The sequence below is a fragment of the Prevotella lacticifex genome (genome assembly GCF_019973375.1).
Taxonomy (GTDB): domain Bacteria; phylum Bacteroidota; class Bacteroidia; order Bacteroidales; family Bacteroidaceae; genus Prevotella; species Prevotella lacticifex.
Window position 1 is genome coordinate 950,227 of the sequence record NZ_BPTV01000001.1, and the last position, 21,955, is coordinate 972,181.

The window sequence follows — 21,955 nt, forward strand, 5'->3', positions numbered from 1 at the left end:
GAAGATGGATAAAGAACAAGCAGAAAAACTGATAAAAAAGTTTATGGACGGCTCGACGACGACGGACGAGGAGTCGGCTCTGTACAGCTATTTCGCTTCTGGCGACGCCGATGACGACCTCGCGGAGTGGAAGGACTACTTCTTGGCCTTCGGACTGCTCCGTGATACTGTGGACGAGAGGGCGGAAGAGTCACCGACAAAGGTCGTCGCCATGGAGCGGCGGCATCAGGAATGGCACCGCATAGCTGCCGCTGCGGCCGTCATCATCGTCCTCGTGGTGGCCGCCATGGGCATCTACCGCAGCCAGAACTACTGCGAGGCCTACGTCTACGGGCGTAAGGTGACGAACGAGAAGGTGGTGATGAAGGAGATGAACGCCACCCTCAAGGAGATTGACAATGGCGACCAGCCCACCGTCGACGCCCAGCTGAAGGACGTGCTGATGTGAGGCGGCAACGGAAAATGACAGGTGATAAATAATAAAAGATGTATAGATATGGTAATGAAAACAATACTCTACGTCATTAGCGGGACGGTGGAAAACCTCAACCGACGCCTCAGAACACGGTTGATGGCTGCCGTCGTGGCCCTCATCCTGCCGTTGATGGCCGTAGCGCAGACGGGACTCCACAGCAACGCAGTCTTTACGGGTGGCGTGGTGCCAAAGGACAATATGGTGGAGGTGAGGGTCCAGGGACGTGCCATCAGCAAGTACGGGCTGACATTCTACCACAGTGTGCGGTTCACGGCCAACGCAGGAGTGTTGGCGAGGGTCACGCGCCTCGTCATGGAGGATGCCCGCGGAGCCACGGGCAGTGAGCGCCGTGACCACGGTCAGGAGCACTCGCTCATTCTCAGTATGCCCGGGCGGGGCGGACTGCACCGCTATCTCTGCTTCCTTTACTCGGGGAAGCGTAACGCCCAGGTGACACTCGTATATATGGAAGGACGGGTGGCAAGTATCGACGAGCTGAGAAAAATGATAAAATAACATATAAAAATAGACATCATGAAGAAATTTCTGTTCCTATTGTGCGTTCTGTCGGCGTCGCTGTCGGCATGGGCGGAGATGAATCCCTGCGACACCATCGTTGTCAGAAAACCCGATGTGGTGACCGTCGTCACCAACGACTCGCTCCAGGCCATAAGGGTTGAGGGCAAGGAGGGGAATCCTAAGTTCACGTATCAGAGCAAGATAGAGCTCACCGACAGCAATTATGTAAGCGAGTCGGGGATAAACTCTAACGACTTCTCCTTCCGGTTCGGTATGCCGCGGCATAAGGATGATGCCACCAAGAACTGGACCTTCCAGATAACGATGAACCTCTTTGCGGGCTTCCTGTCGGCACCGGGACTGCCACGACCGGCGGAGGTGCAGGCCGGAAAGTCGGCTGAATTAATGTTTATGCCCCTGAATGCCAACTACTCGCCATGGAAGGCTGGAAAGCATTCGTTCTCGTTGGGGCTCGGTCTCGACTGGCGGACGATAGGACTGACACGGGCCAATAAGTTCCTGAAAGCCAACGGAGAACTGACTTTCGGCAACTATGCTGACGGGGTGAGGCCTAAGGAGTCGAAACTGACGGTGTTCAGTCTCAGTTTCCCGTTGATGTACAATTATTATTCGCACGGTTGCGGATGGTCGGTGGGTCCGGTGTTCAACTTCAATACCTACAGCAGCATCGTCAGTAAGTGGAAAGACGATGGCCGCGACGTCAAGGAGAAGATGAAAAACGTCTATGTCCGGCCGTTCACTGTCGACATTATGGCCTGCATAAGGACCGAATGGTTAGGATTCTACTTTAAGTACAGTCCGGCAAACATGATTAAGGCCGACCACGGAATGAAGTTCCACATGCTCTCGTTTGGTTTCTGGTTCTGATGGAAGGTGTTGATTTTCAGCATATAAATGTCATTATTATCCATTAAATGGGCCGTTATGGCTCATGTAATTAAAAAATATTAAATTCTATTTGCAGATTAGAAATGAAAGTATTATCTTTGCGCTGACAACTAAACCGTTAGATAAAACCAAGCAATCAGTTTATGAAAAAGGTAATGCTTTCAGTCTGTCTGCTGTTCTTCGCTATTGTTGCGTGGGCACAGTCGGAGCGTGAGTATCACAATCCGGTCATTGCCGGATTCCATCCCGACCCGTCGTGTGTGCGCGTCGGGGATGACTACTATGTTGTCAACTCCTCGTTCCAGTATTTCCCCGGCGTGCCTATTTTCCACAGCCGTGACCTCGTGCACTGGGAGCAGATTGGCAATGTGCTCACAAGGAAAAGTCAGCTGCCGCTGAAAGACGCCACATCGTGGCTCGGCATCTATGCCCCTACAATTCGCTATCATAAGGGTACGTTCTACATGATTACCACCAATGTGGGTAACGGCGGCAATTTTCTCGTCACGGCCACCGATCCCCGCGGCCCGTGGAGTGAACCGGTGTGGCTCCAGCAGCAGGGTATCGACCCCAGTCTGATGTTTGAGGGCGATACCTGCTGGATGGTTTCTAACCCCGACGGACATATCACGCTGTGCCAGATAGACCCGAAAAGCGGCCGACAGCTGACGCCAAGTAAGGCTATATGGGACGGAACTGGAGGACGATACCCCGAGGGACCACATATATATAAGAAAGACGGCTACTACTATCTTCTCATTTCGGAAGGCGGTACGGAGCTGGCTCATGGGCTCACCATTGCCCGTTCCCGCAATATCTATGGCCCTTATGAGGCTTGTCCGCGTAATCCAATCATGACAAACTGCAATCATAAGGGTGAGAATAAGCAGATTCAGGGTACTGGTCATGGCGATTTTGTCCAGGACGCGGCCGGCAACTGGTGGGTCGTTTTCCTCGCTTACCGTAATTTTAGCGGTGCTTATCATCATCTCGGCCGTGAGACCTGCCTGGCTCCGGTGACGTGGAACGAGGGCGAATGGCCCACGGTCTACGGTGGTGAGGCCATCGATACGGTCATGCGGACGGCGTTGCTGCCTGCCACCGATATGGAGGGTTGTCCGAAGGAATGCACTATGGGTAACGCGAACTGCGTGGCGAAAACGGCCGACTGCGCAGGAGAGTGCGGCAGGACGTACGATTTCACGAGGACAAAGGAATTCGGCCCGGAGTGGATTCATCTCGGTCAGCCTGTCGATGGTGCTTACGCGCTCACCGACAAGGGCTTGAAACTGAAAGCATCGGTGGCAACAATCGACGGCACGGAGCCCACAACGTGGATAGGACTGCGCCAGACAGCACCGTCGTGCACTTATACTGTGGAGATGGACTGCGGTAAAATAGGCAGCGCACGGGCCGGACTGACGGTGTATCAGATAAACAGCGGTCATGCCGACCTGTGCATCGTGAAATCGGGAAAGGCTTTCAAAGCGAGTCTGCGACTGCGGTTGAAATCGGTCGATACGGTGCTTGGCGAGGTCGCAATGGCATCGCCGAGGGTGATGCTGAGGGTGGTAAGCGATGGACTGCTGTATAAATTCTATGTCGGCGACGGTGCCGCTAAGCCGCTGGAATGGAAGTATATAGGTCAGGTTGACTGCCCGCTGCTCTCTACTGAGGTCGCTGGTGGATTTACGGGAGTCACCATAGGAATGTACTGCAACGGAAACGACGGTACAGTAACTGTAAAATCATTCGACATTAATCAATAAACAATAAATCATGAAAAAGTATTTAGCTGAAATGGTCGGTACAATGGTGCTGACGCTGATGGGATGCGGAGCGGCTGTGGCCCTCGACTGCAACCCGAGTAACGTGCCGGGAATGGTGGGAACAGCTCTTGCTTTCGGTTTGTCGGTAGTGGCTATGGCTTATACCATAGGCGGAATCTCAGGATGCCACATTAATCCGGCTATAACGTTGGGTGTGCTGCTGAGTGGAAAAATGAGTACAAAAGACGCCGTAGGCTATTGGATAGGGCAGATTGTAGGAGGCATCATCGGTGCCCTGCTGCTCTATGTCATCGTCAGCAGTACCGGTGAAGGCGGTCCCGTGGGGACGGGTGCCAACGACCTGCAGACGGGCATTACGCCTTTGGCAGGATTCCTCGCCGAGGCTATATTTACGTGTGTGTTCGTCCTGGTGGTCCTCGGGGCAACATCGAAGACCAACGGTGCAACGAACAACTTTGCAGGTCTGGCTATCGGTCTGGCCCTCGTGCTCGTACACCTGGCCTGCATCCGCTTTACGGGAACATCAGTGAATCCGGCCCGCTCGATAGGTCCGGCACTCTTCCAGGGTGGAACGGCACTGTCGAATCTGTGGATCTTCATCATCGCACCGCTCATCGGCGGAGCCCTCGCTTCGTTGATATGGAAAGGCATTGAACCGGCGGAGAAGAAGAAATAGGGCCGTGCCCTTTTGCAAACTCCATTTGACAAAAAACAAGAAGGACGGTTGAATCGAATGAAAAATTAAATATTTTAACGTTTCTATTACATCAATTAATAGTTCTGCCTTGCTCTTGTCTGATGAATGTTGTATATTTGCAGTTGTTAAAACCAAGAATTAACTATTCATTAAAATAATAAATAAACTATGGTAGATTACAAGAAATTAGGACTCGTCAACACCCGTGAGATGTTCAAAAGAGCCGTCAGCGGTGGCTATGCTATCCCGGCATTCAACTTCAACAACCTTGAGCAGCTCCAGGCTATCATAACTGCATCGTCAGAACTGAAGTCGCCGGTAATCCTGCAGGTTTCCAAGGGCGCACGTAACTATGCAAACCCAATCCTGCTGCGTTACATGGCAGAGGGTGCCGTGGAGTATGCAAAGTCGTTGGGATGCAACCATCCTGAGATTGTTCTGCACCTCGACCACGGAGATTCTTTCGAGCTCGTAAAGAGCTGTGTCGATATGGGCTTCTCATCAGTGATGATTGACGCTTCGTCGAAGCCGTTCGAGGAGAACATCGCTCTGACAAAGCAGTGCGTGGAGTACGCTCACAAGTACGATGTCACCGTTGAGGCTGAGCTCGGTGTGCTCGCCGGCGTTGAGGATGAGGTTGCTTCGGAGGAGTCGCACTACACTCGTCCAGAGGAAGTTATCGAGTTCTCACAGCGTTCAGGCTGCGATTCTCTTGCTATTTCTATCGGCACAAGCCACGGCGCATACAAGTTCAAGCCAGAGCAGTGCACACGCGACCCGAAGACTGGCCGTCTGGTACCTCCTCCATTGGCTTTCGACGTCCTGCACGAGGTAGAGAAGAAACTCCCTGGATTCCCAATCGTTCTCCACGGTTCTTCTTCTGTTCCTCAGAAGTATGTCGACATCATCAACAAGTACGGTGGCAATCTGCCTGACGCTATCGGTATTCCTGAGGAGCAGCTTCGTGAGGCTGCCAAGAGTGCTGTATGCAAGATCAATATCGACTCTGACTCTCGTCTGGCTTACACAGCAGGTGTGCGTGAGACTCTCGCCCTCCATCCTGAGGTCTTCGACCCACGTGGCTACGGTAAGGTGGCACGCGCTTACATGACAGAGATGTACAAGCACAAGATTACTGACGTGCTTGGAAGTGAGAATAAACTTGCTAATCTCGACTAATGAGCATCAAGCGGGTATCTATATTTCTGGCCTTGGCACTGGTATGCACTGGTGCCCAGGCCCAGAGTAGGCACAGAACTGGCAAACCTAAGCAGCGCAGTGCGCAGGTGAGAAAGCCGCGTGTACCCGACAATTACAAGGGTACGGGTGCCGGGGTCTACGACCTCGGGGCTGATCTTCCTGAGGATGCTGCTGCCGGAAAGGGTGCTGTGGCCGTTTCTGTCGATACGATAAGAAACGCTGCGAGCAACGAGACACTGATTCCGACTGCCGAAATCGACGCCAACTACGTGTTGCAGGCTGAGGCCGCTTCACCCCTCGACAGGGTGGAGGTGTGTGATGAGACCGGAAAGGTGCTCCTCTCGACGGGTCTGCACCGAAGTAAAAAGGCTTCGGTCGACTTGAACCAGTTCCCGAAAGACAAGCCGTTGGTTTTCAAATTCTATGGAGTCAACGGTAATACGCAGAATATAGAACTTTCGCATTAAATGTACATAAACAAAAAAGGAAGAGCCACTTGGTTCTTCCTTTTTGTTAATTACCTCGAAATCATTGCCTTATGGCAATGATACTATTATATTTCTTGGTTTTCTTCAGTATCTCTGCTTGGATGTGGAAGGGTAGACTTCAAAATTGACTTTGCTTGTGCATTCGGTAAGTACAGCTTGTCGGCAATGTAAGTTGTGTGCCTTGTCAGCAATTATTCTATTTCAAGTTTATATCTTATTGTCTGTGTCTGAAGTACGGCTCTTTCATTTAGTTCTTGACCGCCATGGCATGGTTAATCTTTGATTGCCTCTGACAAATGCTTTTGTTGGCAATGGTCTGGATGATATAATACAAGTAACATAATGTAAAAATAATTCACAGTATGCCGTTTGCTGCGCAGTCTTTGTACGACGTTGATTATCAGTGGATTACTAATACATGCCATTTTGTGTTCTAAAACGGTCCGTTTTAGGATGCAAAACGGTCCGTTTCGCAAGCTGAAACGGTCCGTTTTGCAAGCCGAAATGGTATGTTTTGGAATGGTGTAAAGATATTTCGATATTGTTTGCTGTTGCGTTGTCCTTTCCGGGCTGTAAGTATGATAGAGAAAGTACTCTGCTGTTGATTAATCTCCGCACCCGTAGAATTCACTAAGCGACCTTTAATTTTGCGGATATATAAGAGATTCTATGCTACATTTACCTTTGTTAGGTGGTGCTTGATTTGACGGTTAACAGGGTTATACTATAGGTGGAACTTATCGGAAGAGTGGGTGCGCAATTATTATGCCGTGTCTGCTAAAGGGATTAAATGGAAGAGCCGTAGTTCTATACCCCTTTCTATACCTCACTGAAACTCGGATTCGAGGAAAAATATTATGTAATTTTGCAGTCGGAAAACAATCCAGCCCAAATCTCAATGACTTGACTTTATATCTAAGTTTAGCCATTTTGGCAATCAGCGTTTGTCTATAATTGCGAACAGGGATGCCGGATGAGACACCGAAATGGCTGGATACCTCCTGCAGCTGATTAGCAGAAGGTATCCTAAGCGTCAACGGCTGCCGGATTATTCCGACAGCTTGAGGAAGGCCTTTGGCAGATAGTCGATGATGTCGCTGGCTATAAGACTTTCTTTCCCTAACTCCTTGGCAGCGAGGTCGCCGGCAAGTCCGTGGAGATACATACCCACAAGACAAGCGTCGGCGCGGTGGTAGCCACGTGCTAAGAGTGCCGTGATAATGCCTGTGAGGACATCGCCGCAACCTGCTGTGGCCATTCCGCTGTTGCCGGTGGGATTGAAGACGATGTGTCCGTCGGGCATACAAAGGGCTGAATAGTGGCCTTTTAATATAATGTAGGAATGCATCGTCTCGGCAAGCTCCTGAGCACGGTGCAGACGTTCGTAGCTGCCGTTGCTCGGCGAGGACGCCAGACGGTCGAATTCCTTGGGATGTGGGGTCAGAATGGTACCTTTCGGCATCTGACTAATCCACGCGCGGTGGTTGGCAAGGATGTTTATGGCATCGGCATCGACAACAACGGGGCACTGGGCGCGCTTCATCTGAGTGATGAAGGCGATAGCGGAGTTCTCCTGCTGGCCAAGTCCGGGACCGATGGCAACGGCATCAAAGTCATCACTGTCGACGGATTCGGAGAAGTAGGTCTCCTCGTGGTCCATGTGAAGGACCGCCTCGGGAACGCTCGTCTGCATGATGTCGTAGTTCTTGCGGGGAGTATGGACGGTGACCTTTCCGGCTCCGGCCCTCAGACAGGCTCTCGCTGACAGAATGGCGGCACCCGACATGCCGTAGCTTCCGGCAATGATCAGGGCATTGCCCATAGATCCTTTATGAGCGAAATCGTTGCGGGGAAGGAGCCGCGGACGGATGTCCTTCTCCTCGAGGATGCTGTATGTTGCATCAACGTCGCGCATATACTCCTGGCTCAGCCTGATGTCGAGAACCTGAACCTTGCCGAGATATTCCTGGCAGTCAGCAAGATACATGGATAACTTCTTGCTGTGGAGCGTAAGAGTGTAATCGGCGCGGATGATGTTTGCCCGTACATTGTAGGAGTTGTCCTCAGTCATCAGTCCCGACGGCATGTCGATACTTACCACCTTGGCGGGGCATTGGTTGATGTATTTCACCAAGGCCGCGAAACCGCCCGCAAGGGGTTTGTTGACACCTGAGCCGAAAAGTCCGTCGATAATCAGCGACGTAGCGTCGAGTTCGGGGATGTCGAACTTCGTCGTCACCTCCATAAACGATTTTATCCGCTTGTCGTCGATGATGCGCTGGCGGTTGGTGGAACAGTCGTCGCTGAGTTTACCCGTGATGTTGAACAGGTAAACTCTGACGCTGTAGCCCTGGTCGGCAAGCATACGCGATACCGCAAGGGCATCGCCACCATTATTGCCCGGACCGGCAAACGTTACTATGGGCGTGTGAGTAGTCCACCGACGCATGATGGCCTCGGTGATAGCTTTAGCTGCGCGCTCCATAAGGTCTATCGACTTTATAGGCTCGTGCTGAATCGTATATTTGTCAAGCTCGTGAATGTGAGCACTGGTTAAAATCTTCATATCAACCGCAAAGTTAATAAAAGATTATATATTTCAGAAACAATGAGCACAAAATTGTTTGGAGAAAATTCCTTTTTTCATAACTTTTTAGTAATTTTGTGCCTAAATTTCTATCTACTATATAATGAGCAGAGTTACAATTAAGGACAAGACTTTTGAAACTTCGATTCCTGAAGCGGAGATTCAAAAACGTGTGAAGGCCGTAGCCGACCGAATCAACAGTGACTTCCAGGGCCGCGTGCCGGTACTTTTGTCGGTGCTCAACGGATCGTTCGTGTTCGCAGCCGACCTGATGCGATATCTCAATATCGAGTGTGAGATATCGTTCGTAAAGATGGCTTCGTATGAGGGTACAAGCTCTACGGGCAAGGTTCGGAAACTCATCGGTGTGAATACCGACCTGAAAGGACGCGATGTTATCATCGTGGAGGATATCGTGGACACGGGTGTTACGATGAAGAATATGCTGGGAATGCTCAAGGAATATGAGCCTGCGTCACTGCATATCTGCACACTGCTCGTCAAGCCCGAGAAGCTCACGGTGCCCCTGAACATCGAATATTGCGCCATGGAGATCCCTAACGACTTCATTGTGGGCTACGGTCTCGACTACGACCAGCTCGGCAGAAACCTGCGGGATATATATACCGTGGTGGAGGACTGATGCTTTTTGTGAAATCTATTAAAACGAATATATAACGATGAAGAACATTATCATCTTCGGTGCCCCCGGTGCCGGCAAGGGCACTCAGAGTGAAAAAATGATTGAGAAGTATGGTCTGGGCCATATTTCGACTGGCGATGTGCTGCGCGACCAGATAAAGAAGGGCACAGAACTCGGTGTAACGGCAAAGAAATACATCGACGACGGAAAACTTATTCCCGACGATCTGATGGTTGATATCCTTGCGTCGGTCTACGACAGCTACGGAAAAGACCATAACGGAGTAATCTTCGACGGTTTCCCACGCACCATCAAGCAGGCTGAGGCTTTGAAAGCTATGCTCGACAAGCGCGGACATAAGGTCGCTGCCATGATAGAGCTGTCGGTTCCTGAGGACGAACTCGTCAAACGGCTCGTAAACCGCGGAAAGATCAGCGGACGCTCCGACGACAACGAGGAGACCATCCAGAAGCGCCTCAACGTATACCATGAGCAGACAGCACCGCTCATCGACTGGTATGACAAGGAGGGTATCCACCATCATGTGGAGGGTCTCGGAACTGTCGATGAGATTTTCTCGCGTATCTGCGAGATTATCGACAGTCTTGACGACTGATTATACGAAACGATTAAACATCATCACATAAAATCCAAATATGGCCGAAAGTAATTTTGTCGACTACGTAAAGATAATGTGCCGCTCAGGAAAGGGCGGCCGTGGCTCCATGCATCTGCGCCACGTCAAGTACAACCCTAACGGCGGTCCTGACGGTGGTGACGGCGGACGTGGCGGTAACGTGTATCTGCGTGGTAACCATAACTACTGGACATTGCTCCATCTGAAGTTTCAACGGCATATCTTCGCCGAAAACGGCGGCAACGGCGGCCGTGACAAGTGTCATGGTACCGACGGTAAGGATGTGTATATCGACGTTCCCTGCGGTACGGTGGTATATAATGCCGAGACGGGAAAGTATGTCTGCGATGTCACTTACGACGGTCAGGTGGTGATGCTTCTCAAAGGCGGACGTGGCGGACTGGGTAACTTCCAGTTCCGTACGTCGACGAACCAGGCTCCACGGTTTGCGCAGCCGGGGGAGCCGATGCAGGAGATGACAATCATCCTGGAGTTGAAACTGCTTGCTGACGTGGGACTTGTGGGATTTCCCAATGCCGGAAAATCGACCCTCCTGTCGGCTTTGTCGAGTGCGAAACCGAAGATAGCCAACTATCCTTTCACGACAATGGAGCCGTCGTTGGGTATCGTTCCCTACCGCGACGGTCAGAGTTTTGTTATGGCCGATATCCCTGGAATCATCGAGGGAGCCAGCGAGGGTAAGGGTCTCGGACTGCGTTTCCTGCGGCATATCGAGCGCAACTCGCTGTTGCTGTTTATGGTTCCGGGCGATACCGATGATATAAAGCACGACTATGAAGTGCTCCTCGGCGAGCTGAAGAAGTTCAATCCGGAGCTTATCGATAAGCACAGGGTATTGGCTATAACCAAGTGCGACCTCCTCGACGATGAGCTTATCGACATGCTTAGCGAGACTCTGCCTACCGATCTGCCGGTCGTTTTCATCTCGGCGGTGACAGGACAGGGCATTGATGAACTGAAGGACGTGCTGTGGAGGGAGTTGAACTCGGAGAGTAACAAACTTCAGGAAATCACGTCGGAGGACACCCTTGTTCACCGTGATAAGGATATGAATACCTTCCGGGAGGAACTTATCGACGAACACGAGGATGAGAATCTTGCCGACGACACAGAGAACGAGGAGTCGGAGGAGCTCGACGACTTCGAATATACTGACGATTGACTGCTATAATGACGGCTGTTCTACATTATTATAATATGTCGCCGGCGGTGACTGCGTTCACTACGACCCGCCACGGCGGATACAGTAAGGACAATTTTGCCTCGCTGAACATCAATCCGCATCGTGGCGATGACCCTATTGCAGTGGAAAAGAACCTCCGGGCCGTTGCTGACGAGATAGGGCTGGATGCCGGAAGCATTGTCCGACAGCATCAGGTGCATGAGACTGTTCTGCGCAATATCGACGACAGCTACTTCATTATGGACCGTGATGAGCGTGAGAAATGGCTGGAGGGGATTGATGGAGTCGTGACAAACCGGCGGCGGACATGTATCGGTGTGTTCACGGCCGACTGCATTCCTGTCCTCTTTTTCGACCCAGTGCAGAACGCGATAGGTGCGGCTCATGCCGGATGGCGGGGAACGGTGAAGAGAATAGCGGAGAAAACGGTCGCCTTTATGACCGAGAATTTCGGCTCCAATCCACAGGATATCCATGCGATAATAGGTCCCGGAATAACAATGAAGAACTTCGAGGTGGGGCAGGAGGTCTATGACGCTTTTGCCGATGCAGCTTTCGATATGCCGTCTATAGCCCGTAAGATGCCGGTGATGAATGCTTTGGCAGACGGACCATCGGAGAAATGGCATATCGATCTTCCGCAATGCAACCGTCTGCAGCTTATCAGTGCCGGTCTCAACGACGAGAATATCAGTCTCAGCGGTATCGATACCTATGACAATCAGGATGATTATTTCTCGGCCAGAAGACTGAAGACGGGATTCGGCACGATGTACACGGGTATCTTTATGCACTGACAGATGTTCACAACCAACCGCCGACTCCAACTGTATCCTATGCTTAGGGTCACGATAATGTTGATTTTAGGCATAATAATCGGCCGGGTGGTTGGCACATCAGTGCCCGTAATCCTTTGGATAGCTTCATTATTAGTTTCTGTTGTCGTAGCTTTATTGTTGCGGCGGCATCCTGTAGGACAGTCGATAGCGCTTCTACTTTCTTTCTTTTTTCTTGGCTCTATACTTATAAGTCGTTCATTATCAAGGATGAACATAAAACTTCCTACCGACAATGTCGACTATCAGGCAGTGCTGCTGACAGAGCCTTCCGTCCACGGCAAGGTTGTTCAGACCGACTTGTTGGTTCTCGCCTCTGACCGTACGGTCAAGGTGAGGGCGTCGATCCTCCGCGATACCGTCGACAACCGGTGGCAAAGGCTTCATGTTGGCGATGGCATCAGTGCCTCGTCAGTGCTTGAGGAACCGCGGAATTTCTATCATTCTACATTTGATTATGCCCTCTGGCTCAAGGAACATGGTTTCAAGGCCGAGACGTTCATATACTACAGCGACTGGAAGAAGGACGTTGTCGACCTCACCCGGCTTTCCTATGCCGACCGCGTCGTAATCCAGGCGCGCAAGCTGCGGCAGTCGATTCTCTCACGTTATCATGATTATGGTGCTGACGGACAGAACTATGCTGTCCTTGCCGCCATGACTCTTGGCGACAAATCGGCATTGTCGCGCGAACTGAAGGACGACTATTCAATCTCCGGTGCGTCGCATGTGTTGGCATTGTCGGGGCTCCATTTAGGAATCATCTATGGCATTCTGACACTGCTGGCGCTATCTTTCAGCCGACGGTGGCTGTCACAATTGATTATTATGAGTGCTGTATGGGCGTATGTGGTGCTCGTGGGAATGCCCGCGTCGGTGGTGCGGTCAGCGGTGATGCTGTCGGTAATAGCCCTTGTGACAATCCTCAACCGAAACAATATCCTGCTCAACTCGTTGTCGCTTGCTGCCTTCGTGATTCTCGTTATGAATCCTCTCAGCTTGTACGATATCGGTTTTCAGATGTCGTTCATGGCAGTGTTGGGCATAGCTCTTTTCCTTCCAATGCTCTGTCGGCAGCGTTTATTTATGGCAAGATGGAAGAAATGGCTCTATAAATTGTGGGGCATGATAGCGGTGTCGCTGGCGGCTCAGCTTGGTACGGTACCGTTAGTGGCTTATTATTTCGGCCGTTTCTCGTGCTATTTCATTCTCACCAATCTCGTGGTCATACCCTTTGCCGTCGTAGTTCTGTACGGGACAATAGCCGTTGTTGTAACGTTTCTCTCGCCGACTGTATCCTCTTTTCTTGCCGGAATCCTCATCGGCATTGTTCAGGAGATGAACAAAATCCTTCATTGGATAGCCTCCTTGCCGGGTGCGAGCGTCGATGACATCAGCTGGTCGAAGACTCAGGTGATAGCCATCTACGCGTCGTTGTTGGCGTTATATTTCATTTTGAATTTCTTCGCGCCGAAGAAATATCCCAGTTGAATTCTTATTTGCCTCCTATCCAGAGGAATATCATTCCCAAGAGGACCAGTGCAAGGTCGACGGCTTTCGACTTCAGATTCTTCTCGTGGAAGAAAGCAGCACCGAAGAGGAAACTAACCACCACGCTGCCTCGTCTGACCATCGATACGATAGATATCATTGCGCCGGGCAGAGAGAGTGCGTAGAAATACACGAAATCGGCGGCACTGAGGAATACCGATATCATGATTATTGTCGTCAGACCGTTGCTGTGCAGTCCGTCGACGATGGCACGGAAGAAGTTTTTCTTCTTTCCGCCGTTGGCATTGCTGTCGTTATGATGTATGACAGCAAGGACGATGCCCATCATTATCATCTGATAGAAGTTGTACCAGCTCTGTACGATCATTCTGTCGAGTCCCAGTCCCTGTGGATTCATGAGGTACTTGTCGTAAAGTCCGCTTACCGCACCGAGCACGGCACCAAGGACTATGAACCATATCCATCGGTTGTGGCGGAAGGATATGCCTTCTTTGCGGCTGCTTCTCGACAGCATGAAGAATGAGGCCACGGCTAAGAGTACACCTGTCCACTGCCATGCGTTGAGCTGTTCGCCATAGACGAGGATGGCGCCAAGGAGCACGAGCACCGGGCGTGTGGCGTTGATAGGCCCGTAGATGGTCAGCGGAACGTGTTTCATTCCGAGGTACCCGAATGTCCACGACGAGAGGACGATAATGCTCTTTAGGATTATCCATTTGTGAACTTCCCATCCGCCGCTGGCCACATGGAATATGGTGCCGTCGAGATAAGCCGATGAGTATGAGATGATTATGAACGGGGCGAAAATCAATGTGGAGAAAAGCGTATTGAGGAAGAGTACCGTTGCCACGGCGTTATCCTGCAAAGCTTTCTTCTTGAATGAGTCGTAGAATCCCAACAGCGTTGCTGAGAGAAATGCTAATATCAACCACATAGTCTGTATTATCTTTTAATCCGGTTGTAATTTTATATTCTTGTTATGGAGGAACAACAGCGGACAATATCCTTGTTGCCGTTTATGGGCTGTCATTCAATATCTTATGTTGTGGAGGAACAACTGTCGGTAACACTGTTTTCCCCCGTTATAGAGTTGTTGTCAATATTTGATGTCAGAGAGGAACAGTGCATACCCGGGTACGCTCTCGCCGGCATCGCTTCGTGATCCAGTCTCTAAGATGCGCTGGAAGTCGTCGAGCGTTATCCTTCCGCGCCCCACGTCGACGAGTGTTCCTACCACTGCTCGCACCATATTGCGCAGGAAGCGGTTTGCCGTGATGACAAACAGATGGCGGTCGCCACGGTCCTCGGCGAAGTTTCCGTCGATTCGCTCGAAGTGGGCATCGGTGACATTGCATATCGTTGTCTTCACGTCGGCCCCGGCCTTACAGAAACATTTAAAGTCGCGCTCGCCGACGAGCATCTGCGCGGCCTCGTTCATCAGCTGGAAGTCGAGCGGATAGTGCACCTCCCATGAGTATCGGCCGAGGAACGGGTTCTTAGTTGTGTGTATATAATAATGGTATGTGCGCGATATTGCGGAGAAACGTGCGTGCATATCGCTGCCGACTGGCGATATGCCGTGGATGGCAATGTCGCGCGGGAGCATGCGGTTGAGCCTGTAGGCCAACTGCTTGCAGTCGGCGACCGTGTGCTCGTCGGCATCGAAGTGGGCCACCATCATACTTGCGTTCACCCCCGTGTCGGTACGTCCGGCACCGGTGATGTCGATGGGCTGGCGGAGTAGGGTGGTGAGCGCCCTCTCGATGGTCTCCTCAACGGTATTGCCGTTGGGCTGTATCTGCCAACCGTGATAGTTGGCTCCGTCGTAACTGAGATGTATGAAATATCGTTGCATAAATCAATCTTCGTTTTATTATTGGGTAAGTCCCATGTTTTGAAAAGTGCAAAAAAAATGCCTCCCGCTTCACAGCGCTAGGCACTCAATCTCAATAGGTATTAGCCTTTTAAGGTAAAAAGATTGTATTCAGGATAACACTTGCAAAGATAGGGAGTTTTTTGGACGTGTGCAAATTTTTACTTCAATATTTTTTGTGCTATGCAACATATTTTTAATAATTGCATTTTTATTTGTCTAATATTTAGTTTTTTTCGTGAAAAGTGCTGCTTTGCCCCGTTATCAGCCGTGAGTTGGCCGATATTGGTTGCAGTAGGGCGGGATGACACGTCTTGCCATCAATCTGTGAGAGTATGTCATATAAACAAAAAGCCGTGTGCCGGTTCTCTTTCGAAAACTGGCATACGGCTTATTTGTTCATTGCAATTACCGGAAAAACGACTACTTTGAGCGGTGCTGCGACTTGCGGTTAGCCCGTTGCTGGCGGTATTTGGCTTTCTGCTTGGCGCTGCCGGAGCCATGTGCCCCGGTGATATATTTCTTCTTTTTCGCCTTCGTCTTTACCTTGTTGCCGTCGGTCTTCTCCTTGGGAGCACCCTTGAAGTTTATTCCGTTCTCAATGATGTTCTGGAAATCGTCCATTGCTGATTATTCTATTAGTGGTGGAAGAGTCTTACTCCGGTCATTGCCATGACAATGCCATACTTATCGCACGTGGCAATGACATTATCGTCGCGGATGCTGCCTCCTGCCTGTGCCACATATTCGACACCGCTGCGGTGAGCGCGCTCAATGTTGTCGCCGAAGGGGAAGAAGGCATCGCTGCCCAGACAAACGTTCTTGTTCTTTGCTATCCATTCTTTTTCCTCCTCGCGTGTGAACACTTCCGGCTGTCTTGTGAAGAGGTTCTGCCATGCACCGTCGCGCAGTACATCGTCGTGCTCGTCCTCAGAGAGGTAGACGTTGATGGCATTGTCGCGGTCGGCACGGCGGATACCCTCCTTGAACGGCAGGTTCAGCACCTTCGGACTCTGTCGAAGCCACCACTCGTCGGCTTTCTCACCGGCCAATCGTGTGCAGTGGATACGGCTCTGCTGTCCGGCTCCGATACCAATGGCCTGTCCGTCCTTAACGTAACAAACCGAGTTGCTCTGCGTGTATTTGAGTGTGATGAGCGCAATCTTCAGGTCGCGGAGAGCCTCCGGAGTGAATTCCTTATTCTTTGTAGGCACGTTCTCGAACAACTTAGGATCGCTGAGGTCAACCTCGTTGCGGCCCTGCTCGAATGTTACGCCGAATACCTGCTTGTGCTCGATGGGGTTCGGGCGATATTCCGGGTCAATCTTTATGATGCAGTAGTTGCCTTTCTTCTTTGCCTTCAGAATCTCGAGGGCCTCGGGGTCGTAGTCGGGAGCGATGATACCGTCGCTGACCTCGCGCTTGATGAGCTTCGCTGTGGCCACGTCGACCTTATCGCTTAGAGCGCAGAAGTCGCCGAAAGAGCACATGCGGTCGGCACCGCGGGCACGGGCATAGGCATTGGCGAGGGGAGTGAGCTCGAAGTCGATATCGTCGACGAAGTATATCTTCTTCAGTGTATCGCTAAGCGGAAGGCCTACAGCGGCTCCTGCCGGACTGACATGCTTGAACGATGCTGCGGCGGGCAGCGATGTGGCTGCCTTCAGTTCCTTTACTAACTGCCAGCTGTTCAGGGCGTCGAGGAGGTTGATGTAGCCTGGACGACCGTTGAGTACTTCGAATGGGAGTTCGCCCTCTTCCATATATACTCTTGAGGGCTTTTGGTTCGGATTACATCCGTACTTTAGTGCTAATTCTTTCATATAACTTATGTGGTATATGTAATTGTAATTGCAAAATTAACACAAAGGAACGAAATATCAAAATAATGCAAGAAAAAGTTGACTTTGAATGTTCTACTAAGCGTAAAATTGTGTAATTTTGCATGTGTTTAGTACTAAGTATGTTATGAAGAGAGATTTACGATTCCTTATTGTTGAACTCGGTCGCCGCCACTCCTTACTGAAGGAGGAGATAGAGGTCGACTTCGAGAAGGTCTCCGAGAAGCTTATGGAGAAGTATCACATCAACCTTGCGGCATCGTCGCTGCACAGGTTGTTGCATGCCATGAAACTCAAGTCGATAGAGAAGCCCAAGCGCAAGACTCTCGACAGGCTCTCCATCCTTGCTGGATTCCAAAACTGGGAGGAACTGCAGCGTGCTTTCTGGGGAGAGTGATTGCCGGCAGGCTATTCTTTTGGAGCAATCGTTCGTTATGCTCCAATCACTTGTGTCATAATAAATTAGGCTGAATTCCGTGTCGGAGTCCAGCCTTTTTTCGTTGCATTCGCCCGAAGTTGCGGTTTGTTCGTAAGCTGTACCTGATATTTGACAGTTGCTTGTGAAACACCGCAGCCACATCATGAGCGTGATATATTCTGCTGTTTCTTTCTTGATGGCTATAAAAATAAAAAGAGGCTCTGATCGAATCAGTAGCCTCTTTTTATTTTCTTGAAGTGGATTATTACTTCTTCTCGGTGGTAATGGTCTTCTTCTCGCGGATGCGGGCAGCCTTACCAGTGAGGTTGCGCAGGTAGTAGAGCTTAGCGCGACGAACTTTACCACGCTTGTTGACCTCGATAGAGTCGATGTTCGGCGACTCGATAGGGAAGATACGCTCAACGCCAACGGTGCCCGACATCTTGCGGACAGTGAAACGCTTCTTTGTACCCTCACCAGAGATCTTGATGACTACACCACGATAGAGCTGGATACGCTCCTTGTTACCCTCGACAATTTTGTAAGCGACAGTGATAGTATCACCTGCTTTGAACTCAGGGAACTGCTTGCCGGTTGCAAATGCTTCCTCAGCAACTTTAATTAAATCCATTGTTTTTTGATTATTTGTTGTTTGTCGTCCCAACGCAACATGGCACAGTGACTCTTCCACGGCCAGCGGTTACGCCGAAAAGCGGTGCAAAGTTACGAAAAAATAATGAAACTCCTTTGATATTCGTCTCATATTTTTTGGTTTTTAACGTTCTTCTGTTTTTCTGCCTCTCCCGTTGCCCGAAAATACTGCTACTGAGCGTATTCCAACGCTCTCGTATTGTTCTTTGGGTCTATTCGAAATGGAATGTGAGGGCGATAATCTTTGAATGAGCCTCGGTTACGGAGTTGGTGTACGGGATGAGCTCACCGTTGCGCATCTGATTGACGTGCTTAGTGTCGAGGCAGTTGGTCAGTCCATACATGAACTTCAGCTCCGGACGTAACTTGAAGAAGGGTAGGTAGAAGTCGCAACCCACACCAAACTCCAGGTATGTGTCGTAACTCTTGAGTTTGACGATGTCGTCGTTCTTCCCCGACAGGTTTATCATCGGGTTGATACCCACCAAGACGTATGGCCGGTGGTTGTTCATTCGCGGTGCGGCGGCGATGATGTCGAGGGCTGAAGAGATGTATGCCGTCTTCAGCTCCTGCGTTTTCTCTGTTGGGTTCCCGTTGTTGTCGAGTTGTGTGAGGTTATGGAACATGATATGGCGGGTGCCGAAATACATGGCCGGTGCCACACGGAACTGGAAGTATGTGTTCAGGCGGAGCTCAGCAAGTACACCTACAGTGAATCCGTTGTCCCAGCGGTCCTGATCGGTGACGATGGTCTGTTCCACCTGTGTGCCGTCGGCCGACGTGATAGTCTGTGGCCCGCGGTTGACGAATTCGAGGTCCTGGAGGTGCGTTCCGACAAGTACACCGAAGTGCAAACTGCGCAAGTCGGTGTATGGACGGTTCTGCACTTTCTGGTCTTGGGCTCGCAGTGCCCCCGACAACAGTATCAATGAGAATATGATGATTATTCGGTATTTCATTATTATGGTAACGTCGCGATTTTCGTTTTATTGTATTCCCACATCGTTTTGTTGCTGCTGTCGTCGCGTTTGTGGTTCTTAGTGCACGGAGGTTGTCGGCTCGTTTATTTCGATATTGTCTAAATATATTTAAATTCCAAAATTTTCCCGTTATAAATCCGAGTATTTAAGATGGAATTAGTACCTTTGCAGTGTACAAAAGTAGGTAACTACAACCAAGGATAGTACATACTAAAACATTATTAAATTTATAAAGGATAAGATTATGGCTTACGTAATTGGTGATGACTGTGTCGCTTGCGGTACATGTATCGATGAGTGCCCGGTAGGAGCAATCTCCGAGGGTGAGAAGTATTCTATTGACCCGGACGCTTGCACAGAGTGCGGTACTTGCGCTAGTGTTTGCCCGCAAGAGGCTATCAGCCTTCCGGAGTAATCACATATAGGATTACTTGTAAAGAGTTAAGAGGTTCTTCGGAACCTCTTTTTTTTTGTGCCTGTGGTTCATGGGGCAGTTCCATGAACTTCCTTTTGCTTGCTGCTGCTTCGGCATAAGCACAATCCTGCTTCTACCAATGTTTGTGCTTTCCTTTACCTATGTTCGTGGCTGCACTCACTTATGTTCGTAGGCCCCCTGACTTATGTTTGTGACTACACTCACTTATGTTTGTATTTGCTATTACTTATGCTCGCATTCTCGCAACGTCAGCTATAGCATCACTAATCGTATGTGCTTATATTGGTATCCACTATCGTATTATGACAAATGTAAATATTATTCATAATAGTAGCCTTGAAGTTTTACTCGATTAATCTGTTGGGAATCAGCGCATTACAAACGTGGTCATTTGACGTTCTAAAATGGACTGTTTTGCAGTGTCAAACGGACCGTTTCGCACGATGAAATGGACCGTTTCGCAGTGCGAAATGGGCTGTTATGGAAATGAGTAAAGATTTTTCGCAGTCTTTGTTCTACGAATTCATCGTCCGGGTAGGTTCGTTAGTGGTTGGGATAGGGTAGGTAGCATCGTCGTTTTGCTGTTTCTGAATGATGTCATTAGTGATGGTCAGAATTCTATTGCCTGCTTCCATCCATGTACGGATTCAGCTGTTTGTCTTTATTTCGGCATTGGGGGGAATCGACAAGACACAAAAAAAGGCGACAAGAGTCTAAGCTCTTGCCGCCTTGAACATACGGTATGATAATGATTATTCTGTCTTACCTTCCTCTGTTCCTACAGCGAGAATCTTCTTAGCTGTCTCGTTGTTAGGATCGATGGCAAGCACCTTCTGTGCAAGTTCCTTTGCTTTGTCAATCTCGTTGGCGTTGTTGTAGTTGATAGCCTCGTTGATGTAAGCGTAAGTGAGCAACTGCTTGTTGGTGCTCGAAAGGTTGGTGATGGCCTCGTCGGTGCTGATGATCTTCTGGTTCAGCTCACGAACCTTGGCTTGGTCTTTCAGCTTGTCCTGTGCAATCTGAGCCTCCTGGAAGTAAGCGTAGTCAGCGATAGCCGGTGACTTCTTTGCCATAATCTCCCAAACGTCCATAGCCTTGTTGTAGAAGTCATTCTGCTGAGTGCCCTTAGCGGCATCGCCTTTCTTCTTGTATATCTCCGAGAGGTTGTTGTAGTCGTCGTAGCCTACTGATGTAGCCTGCTCGAGGTACTTCTGGCTGTAATCAAGAGCCTTGTCCTCCTGACCCAGTCCGAGGTAAGCCTGACTGAGTTTGCCCATTGGACGAAGGTCCTTAGGATTAATTTCCAATGCCTTGTTGAGACTTGTCACAGCATTCTGGTAGTCCTTGACGCCAAGCTGTGAGATGCCATAGTAATAATAGTCGAGTGCCAGTGAGTCCTTGTTGTCCTTGAACATGTCCTTTCCATATTCGAGAGCATTCTGGAAGTCACCCTTCTCAGCTGCTGCATAGAGTGCGGCACGAGAGAGATAGACGCTGTTGTTGAACTTTGCGAGACCGCGCTTAGCCACATTCACTGCATCGTCGTAGTTGCGGAGAATATAGTTGGCGTTAGCCCACTGAGTGAAGTTTGTCTCGTCGTAGTTGTTGGCGTCGCCTTTCTTATACCACTCGACGGCATCCTTCATACCGCCAATGGTATTCTGCTTGTAGTACATGTCGGCCACCTTTGCCTCTATTTGGTACGATGGGTCAATCTTCTTGTACTCCTCCAGTTTGCGGATAGCCTCCTCAGGAGCTGCTGTGCGGTTCACGGTGAAGTAACGCTCGTAGGCAGTCTTGTTCTTCGGGTCTACGCTGATGGCGGTCTCGTACATTGCTGCTGCAGGTCCGGCGTCGCCGTTCTCTGCCTCTGCCACAGCGATATCGCCAAGGAGAATCCATGCGTCGCCGCAGTTGGCGAACTTCTTGTTGTCGGTGAGAGCCTGGGCGATGGCTTTAGCATCGTCGTATCTCTTTTCGCCGAAGTAAACCTTTCCTAAGGCTACGAGAGCCTCCGGATTCTTCTTGAACTCCTTTTGATACTTCTTTGCCAGTTCAGCAGCATCTGCCGACTTGGCTACAATGGCCTTGGAGACGGGCTCCAGAGCTGTCTGGTAGTTGACGTCCTGCGCCATTGAGGGTGCTGCCAATGCCATTGCAAGCACACCTGAGATGAGATATTTGATAGCTTTCATAATTCTTTGTTGTTGAACAAGTTAAACAATAAGTTTGTCAGTATGAACTTCTATGGTTCTGTTA

22 protein-coding genes are annotated in these 21,955 nt (G+C 50.1%); 14 read left to right on the plus strand and 8 right to left on the minus strand.

Annotated features, from left to right (window positions below):
* Nucleotides 1–4: 4 nt before the first annotated feature.
* The 7 genes from LDN30_RS03470 (at nt 5) to LDN30_RS03500 (ending at nt 6,057) form a co-directional block, all read left to right on the plus strand.
* On the plus strand, nt 5–448 hold the full coding sequence (locus tag LDN30_RS03470; protein ID WP_223925430.1) for a PG0215 family putative anti-sigma factor: 444 nt from the start codon (nt 5–7) through the stop codon (nt 446–448).
* Between the two features lie 54 nt (nt 449–502).
* The gene (locus LDN30_RS03475; RefSeq protein ID WP_223925432.1) at nt 503–991 is read left to right on the plus strand and encodes a DUF6108 family protein; all 489 of its coding nucleotides are present in this window, start codon (nt 503–505) and stop codon (nt 989–991) included.
* 18 nt (nt 992–1,009) lie between these two features.
* The gene (locus tag LDN30_RS03480; protein ID WP_223925434.1) at nt 1,010–1,882 is read left to right on the plus strand and encodes a hypothetical protein; all 873 of its coding nucleotides are present in this window, start codon (nt 1,010–1,012) and stop codon (nt 1,880–1,882) included.
* Between the two features lie 164 nt (nt 1,883–2,046).
* Complete coding sequence (locus tag LDN30_RS03485) at nt 2,047–3,672, plus strand: glycoside hydrolase family 43 protein (protein WP_223925436.1); 1,626 nt, start codon at nt 2,047–2,049, stop codon at nt 3,670–3,672.
* 10 nt (nt 3,673–3,682) lie between these two features.
* The gene (locus LDN30_RS03490) at nt 3,683–4,369 is read left to right on the plus strand and encodes an MIP family channel protein (protein WP_223925438.1); all 687 of its coding nucleotides are present in this window, start codon (nt 3,683–3,685) and stop codon (nt 4,367–4,369) included.
* 189 nt (nt 4,370–4,558) lie between these two features.
* Nucleotides 4,559–5,569, plus strand: a complete 1,011-nt coding sequence (locus LDN30_RS03495) for a class II fructose-bisphosphate aldolase (RefSeq protein ID WP_223925440.1) — start codon at nt 4,559–4,561, stop codon at nt 5,567–5,569.
* On the plus strand, nt 5,569–6,057 hold the full coding sequence (locus tag LDN30_RS03500) for a hypothetical protein (protein WP_223928737.1): 489 nt from the start codon (nt 5,569–5,571) through the stop codon (nt 6,055–6,057). The genes LDN30_RS03495 and LDN30_RS03500 overlap by 1 nt, the downstream gene beginning before the upstream one ends.
* 1,069 nt (nt 6,058–7,126) lie before the next feature.
* On the opposite strand, the gene LDN30_RS03505 is transcribed toward LDN30_RS03500, so the two are convergent.
* A complete protein-coding gene (locus LDN30_RS03505) occupies nt 7,127–8,644 on the minus strand; it encodes an NAD(P)H-hydrate dehydratase (protein WP_223925444.1) in 1,518 nt (505 codons plus the stop codon).
* A 124-nt stretch (nt 8,645–8,768) separates the two neighbouring features.
* On the opposite strand from LDN30_RS03505, the gene hpt reads away from it, so the two are divergent.
* From hpt to LDN30_RS03530, 5 genes are read left to right on the plus strand one after another with little or no spacing between them, the layout of a single operon-like run.
* Nucleotides 8,769–9,308, plus strand: coding sequence for a hypoxanthine phosphoribosyltransferase (gene hpt, locus LDN30_RS03510; RefSeq protein ID WP_223925446.1), 540 nt, complete (start codon nt 8,769–8,771; stop codon nt 9,306–9,308).
* A 37-nt stretch (nt 9,309–9,345) separates the two neighbouring features.
* Nucleotides 9,346–9,924 (plus strand): adenylate kinase, encoded by a 579-nt coding sequence (locus LDN30_RS03515; RefSeq protein WP_223925448.1) that lies wholly within the window; start codon nt 9,346–9,348, stop codon nt 9,922–9,924.
* Between the two features lie 40 nt (nt 9,925–9,964).
* Nucleotides 9,965–11,128, plus strand: coding sequence for a GTPase ObgE (gene obgE, locus LDN30_RS03520; RefSeq protein WP_223925450.1), 1,164 nt, complete (start codon nt 9,965–9,967; stop codon nt 11,126–11,128).
* 5 nt (nt 11,129–11,133) lie between these two features.
* On the plus strand, nt 11,134–11,946 hold the full coding sequence (gene pgeF / locus LDN30_RS03525) for a peptidoglycan editing factor PgeF (RefSeq protein WP_223929428.1): 813 nt from the start codon (nt 11,134–11,136) through the stop codon (nt 11,944–11,946).
* 57 nt (nt 11,947–12,003) lie between these two features.
* Nucleotides 12,004–13,476 (plus strand): ComEC/Rec2 family competence protein, encoded by a 1,473-nt coding sequence (locus LDN30_RS03530; protein WP_223928738.1) that lies wholly within the window; start codon nt 12,004–12,006, stop codon nt 13,474–13,476.
* 4 nt (nt 13,477–13,480) lie between these two features.
* On the opposite strand, the gene LDN30_RS03535 is transcribed toward LDN30_RS03530, so the two are convergent.
* The 4 genes from LDN30_RS03535 to LDN30_RS03550 all read right to left on the minus strand — a co-directional run bounded on the left by LDN30_RS03535 (nt 13,481) and on the right by LDN30_RS03550 (nt 17,202).
* The gene (locus LDN30_RS03535) at nt 13,481–14,431 is read right to left on the minus strand and encodes a DMT family transporter (protein WP_223925452.1); all 951 of its coding nucleotides are present in this window, start codon (nt 14,429–14,431) and stop codon (nt 13,481–13,483) included.
* Between the two features lie 162 nt (nt 14,432–14,593).
* Nucleotides 14,594–15,352: a tRNA pseudouridine(38-40) synthase TruA gene (gene truA / locus LDN30_RS03540; protein ID WP_223928739.1), complete on the minus strand. Its 759-nt coding sequence runs from the start codon at nt 15,350–15,352 to the stop codon at nt 14,594–14,596.
* Between the two features lie 441 nt (nt 15,353–15,793).
* Nucleotides 15,794–15,994 (minus strand): hypothetical protein, encoded by a 201-nt coding sequence (locus LDN30_RS03545; protein WP_223925456.1) that lies wholly within the window; start codon nt 15,992–15,994, stop codon nt 15,794–15,796.
* A 14-nt stretch (nt 15,995–16,008) separates the two neighbouring features.
* Nucleotides 16,009–17,202, minus strand: coding sequence for a phosphoribosylaminoimidazolecarboxamide formyltransferase (locus tag LDN30_RS03550; protein WP_262901600.1), 1,194 nt, complete (start codon nt 17,200–17,202; stop codon nt 16,009–16,011).
* Nucleotides 17,203–17,338: 136 nt separating this feature from the next.
* On the opposite strand from LDN30_RS03550, the gene LDN30_RS03555 reads away from it, so the two are divergent.
* Nucleotides 17,339–17,608 carry a hypothetical protein gene (locus tag LDN30_RS03555; RefSeq protein WP_223925460.1) on the plus strand — a complete coding sequence of 90 codons (270 nt, stop codon included), beginning with the start codon at nt 17,339–17,341 and terminating at the stop codon, nt 17,606–17,608.
* A gap of 286 nt (nt 17,609–17,894) precedes the next feature.
* Here the strand turns inward: LDN30_RS03555 and rplS are convergent, their stop codons facing one another.
* Together rplS and porT are read right to left on the minus strand one after the other, a co-directional pair.
* A complete protein-coding gene (rplS, locus tag LDN30_RS03560; RefSeq protein WP_223925462.1) occupies nt 17,895–18,260 on the minus strand; it encodes a 50S ribosomal protein L19 in 366 nt (121 codons plus the stop codon).
* Between the two features lie 232 nt (nt 18,261–18,492).
* Nucleotides 18,493–19,239: a type IX secretion/gliding motility protein PorT/SprT gene (gene porT / locus LDN30_RS03565; RefSeq protein WP_223925464.1), complete on the minus strand. Its 747-nt coding sequence runs from the start codon at nt 19,237–19,239 to the stop codon at nt 18,493–18,495.
* Nucleotides 19,240–19,504: 265 nt separating this feature from the next.
* Here porT and fdxA point away from each other — a divergent pair, with 265 nt between their 5' ends.
* Complete coding sequence (gene fdxA, locus LDN30_RS03570; protein ID WP_223925465.1) at nt 19,505–19,675, plus strand: 4Fe-4S ferredoxin; 171 nt, start codon at nt 19,505–19,507, stop codon at nt 19,673–19,675.
* A gap of 773 nt (nt 19,676–20,448) precedes the next feature.
* Here the strand turns inward: fdxA and LDN30_RS03575 are convergent.
* A complete protein-coding gene (locus tag LDN30_RS03575; RefSeq protein WP_223928740.1) occupies nt 20,449–21,891 on the minus strand; it encodes a tetratricopeptide repeat protein in 1,443 nt (480 codons plus the stop codon).
* Nucleotides 21,892–21,955: the final 64 nt, after the last annotated feature.

Excerpts from the sequence above, each read along its gene's own strand:
- LDN30_RS03470 (WP_223925430.1), top strand. The coding sequence starts at position 5 with ATGGATAAAGAACAAGCAGAAAAACTGATAAAAAAGTTTATGGACGGC.
- LDN30_RS03475 (WP_223925432.1), top strand. The coding sequence starts at position 503 with ATGAAAACAATACTCTACGTCATTAGCGGGACGGTGGAAAACCTCAAC.
- LDN30_RS03480 (WP_223925434.1), top strand. The coding sequence starts at position 1,010 with ATGAAGAAATTTCTGTTCCTATTGTGCGTTCTGTCGGCGTCGCTGTCG.
- LDN30_RS03485 (WP_223925436.1), top strand. The coding sequence starts at position 2,047 with ATGAAAAAGGTAATGCTTTCAGTCTGTCTGCTGTTCTTCGCTATTGTT.
- LDN30_RS03490 (WP_223925438.1), top strand. The coding sequence starts at position 3,683 with ATGAAAAAGTATTTAGCTGAAATGGTCGGTACAATGGTGCTGACGCTG.
- LDN30_RS03495 (WP_223925440.1), top strand. The coding sequence starts at position 4,559 with ATGGTAGATTACAAGAAATTAGGACTCGTCAACACCCGTGAGATGTTC.
- LDN30_RS03500 (WP_223928737.1), top strand. The coding sequence starts at position 5,569 with ATGAGCATCAAGCGGGTATCTATATTTCTGGCCTTGGCACTGGTATGC.
- LDN30_RS03505 (WP_223925444.1), bottom strand. The coding sequence starts at position 8,644 with ATGAAGATTTTAACCAGTGCTCACATTCACGAGCTTGACAAATATACG.
- hpt (WP_223925446.1), top strand. The coding sequence starts at position 8,769 with ATGAGCAGAGTTACAATTAAGGACAAGACTTTTGAAACTTCGATTCCT.
- LDN30_RS03515 (WP_223925448.1), top strand. The coding sequence starts at position 9,346 with ATGAAGAACATTATCATCTTCGGTGCCCCCGGTGCCGGCAAGGGCACT.
- obgE (WP_223925450.1), top strand. The coding sequence starts at position 9,965 with ATGGCCGAAAGTAATTTTGTCGACTACGTAAAGATAATGTGCCGCTCA.
- LDN30_RS03530 (WP_223928738.1), top strand. The coding sequence starts at position 12,004 with ATGTTGATTTTAGGCATAATAATCGGCCGGGTGGTTGGCACATCAGTG.
- LDN30_RS03535 (WP_223925452.1), bottom strand. The coding sequence starts at position 14,431 with ATGTGGTTGATATTAGCATTTCTCTCAGCAACGCTGTTGGGATTCTAC.
- truA (WP_223928739.1), bottom strand. The coding sequence starts at position 15,352 with ATGCAACGATATTTCATACATCTCAGTTACGACGGAGCCAACTATCAC.
- LDN30_RS03545 (WP_223925456.1), bottom strand. The coding sequence starts at position 15,994 with ATGGACGATTTCCAGAACATCATTGAGAACGGAATAAACTTCAAGGGT.
- LDN30_RS03555 (WP_223925460.1), top strand. The coding sequence starts at position 17,339 with ATGAAGAGAGATTTACGATTCCTTATTGTTGAACTCGGTCGCCGCCAC.
- rplS (WP_223925462.1), bottom strand. The coding sequence starts at position 18,260 with ATGGATTTAATTAAAGTTGCTGAGGAAGCATTTGCAACCGGCAAGCAG.
- porT (WP_223925464.1), bottom strand. The coding sequence starts at position 19,239 with ATGAAATACCGAATAATCATCATATTCTCATTGATACTGTTGTCGGGG.
- fdxA (WP_223925465.1), top strand. The coding sequence starts at position 19,505 with ATGGCTTACGTAATTGGTGATGACTGTGTCGCTTGCGGTACATGTATC.
- LDN30_RS03575 (WP_223928740.1), bottom strand. The coding sequence starts at position 21,891 with ATGAAAGCTATCAAATATCTCATCTCAGGTGTGCTTGCAATGGCATTG.